Source organism: Tenacibaculum ovolyticum DSM 18103 (assembly GCF_000430545.1).
Classification (GTDB): Bacteria; Bacteroidota; Bacteroidia; order Flavobacteriales; family Flavobacteriaceae; genus Polaribacter; species Polaribacter ovolyticus.
The window spans coordinates 1-2,500 of sequence record NZ_AUMF01000034.1 but is presented as its reverse complement, the minus strand read 5'-3'; the positions used below and the strand labels follow the sequence as shown (position 1 = coordinate 2,500).

The following is a 2,500-nucleotide window of genomic DNA, read 5'->3' as shown; positions in this document are numbered from 1 at the left end:
AGCACCTTAGAATTCTCATCCCAACTACCTGTGTCGGTTTACGGTACGGGTTCTCATAATCTGAAGCTTAGAGGTTTTTCTTGGAAGCCTTTAGGCACACTATCAACGCATCCGAAGATTTGTTGTACTATCACATTTCACCTAGCTCTGCGGATTTACCTACAGTGCCAATAGCTACATGTTTCAACGAACTATTCCGTCAGTTCGCGGTGCTTTCATTACTCCGTCACCCCATCGCAATTATAAGAAGTACAGGAATATTAACCTGTTATCCATCGACTACTCCCTTCGGATTCGCCTTAGGACCCGACTAACCCTCAGCTGATTAGCATCGCTGAGGAAACCTTAGTCTTTCGGTGAGGGGGTTTCTCGCCCCCTTTATCGTTACTTATGCCTACATTTTCTTTTCTATCCGCTCCAGCATACCTTACAGTACACCTTCGGCGCAAATAGAATGCTCCCCTACCACTTATACATAGTATAAATCCATAGCTTCGGTAATATGTTTATGCCCGATTATTATCCATGCAAAACCGCTCGACTAGTGAGCTGTTACGCACTCTTTAAATGAATGGCTGCTTCCAAGCCAACATCCTAGCTGTCTAAGCAGTTTCACCTCGTTAGTTCAACTTAACATATATTTGGGGACCTTAGCTGATGGTCTGGGTTCTTTCCCTCTCGGACATGGACCTTAGCACCCATGCCCTCACTGCTGAGTAACATTTTATAGCATTCGGAGTTTGTCAGGAATTGGTAGGCGGTGAAGCCCCCGCATCCAATCAGTAGCTCTACCTCTATAAAACTTTCGCTCAACGCTGCACCTAAATGCATTTCGGGGAGTACGAGCTATTTCCGAGTTTGATTGGCCTTTCACCCCTACCCACAGGTCATCCAAAGACTTTTCAACGTCAACTGGTTCGGTCCTCCACTGTATGTTACTACAGCTTCAACCTGCCCATGGGTAGATCACTCGGTTTCGCGTCTACTACTACTAACTATGGTCGCCCTATTCAGACTCGCTTTCGCTTCGGCTCCGGACCTTAAATCCTTAACCTTGCTAGTAACAGTAACTCGTAGGCTCATTATGCAAAAGGCACGCCGTCACACAGTAAATGTGCTCCGACCGCTTGTAGGCGTACGGTTTCAGGTTCTATTTCACTCCCTTACTTAGGGTTCTTTTCACCTTTCCCTCACGGTACTAGTTCACTATCGGTCTTTCAGGAGTATTTAGCCTTACCGGATGGTCCCGGTGGATTCATACAGGATTACTCGTGTCCCGCACTACTCAGGGTACTGCTATATCCTCTTCGCTTACCTATACGAGACTATCACTCTCTTCGGTTTGTCTTTCCAGACAATTCTAGTTCACTTAGATTCTAATGTCGCAGCCCTACAACCCCAATACTGCCGTAACAGTATTGGTTTGGGCTAATCCGCGTTCGCTCGCCACTACTAACGGAATCACTATTGTTTTCTCTTCCTCCGGTTACTTAGATGTTTCAGTTCACCGGGTTTGCCCCCTTGCGGGTAACATGTCTTCAACATGCTGGGTTGCCCCATTCGGAAATTAACGGATCATAAAATATGTGCTTCTCCCCGTTACTTATCGCAGCTTATCGCGTCCTTCATCGCCTCTGAAAGCCTAGGCATCCGCCATACGCCCTTATTTAGCTTATTGTACTTTTTGCTCTAAATATTTCTATTTAGAACGAGCTCTTTATAATTTATTATAAAAATATTGTTGTTAATCTTTCGATTAACTCTCTATCTTGATTTCTTTACGATATCATTTTACCAATATGTCAATGAACGTGTCGAATCGACACTGATAATTAAATCAGCTGACTCGTATAGCACTCTGAAACAAAATTAATTGCTTCCAGGTGCTACCTGGTGGAGAATATCGGAGTCGAACCGATGACCTCTTGCGTGCAAGGCAAGCGCTCTAGCCAACTGAGCTAATCCCCCATTACTAGTCGTTAGTAATAGTGATTGTAATTAATCTTTAATTACGTCAACTTCTAGAATTTCCTTTCTAATAACTTGCTTTTTGTAGTCTCAGGCAGACTCGAACTGCCGACCTCTACATTATCAGTGTAGCGCTCTAACCAGCTGAGCTATGAGACTATATAGCTTGTTATTAGTGTTTTTTAAAATTAACAGCAAAGAGTAAAATTTCCTTTTGTAACTCACCATCTTTCTCTAGAAAGGAGGTGTTCCAGCCGCACCTTCCGGTACGGCTACCTTGTTACGACTTAGCCCTAGTTACCAGTTTTACCCTAGGTCGCTCCTCACGGTAACGAACTTCAGGCACTCCCAGCTTCCATGGCTTGACGGGCGGTGTGTACAAGGCCCGGGAACGTATTCACCGGATCATGGCTGATATCCGATTACTAGCGATTCCAGCTTCACGGAGTCGAGTTGCAGACTCCGATCCGAACTGTGATATGGTTTATAGATTCGCTCCTATTCGCATAGTGGCTGCTCATTGTCCATACCA

General features: G+C 44.8%; 2 tRNA genes and 2 rRNA genes (1 of these 4 cut by a window edge). All 4 read right to left on the bottom strand.

The annotated features are described in order from the left end of the window. A 23S ribosomal RNA gene (locus H518_RS0109980) occupies nucleotides 1-1,677 on the bottom strand; its annotated part reaches 1,115 nt to the left of the window's first position; the annotation flags it as partial. Nucleotides 1,678-1,891: 214 nt separating this feature from the next. Then, nucleotides 1,892-1,968, bottom strand: a tRNA-Ala gene (locus H518_RS0109975). 85 nt (nucleotides 1,969-2,053) lie between these two features. Next, nucleotides 2,054-2,127 (bottom strand) — tRNA-Ile (locus H518_RS0109970). Nucleotides 2,128-2,206: 79 nt separating this feature from the next. Then, nucleotides 2,207-2,500: ribosomal RNA gene (locus tag H518_RS0109965) — 16S ribosomal RNA — on the bottom strand; the annotation flags it as partial.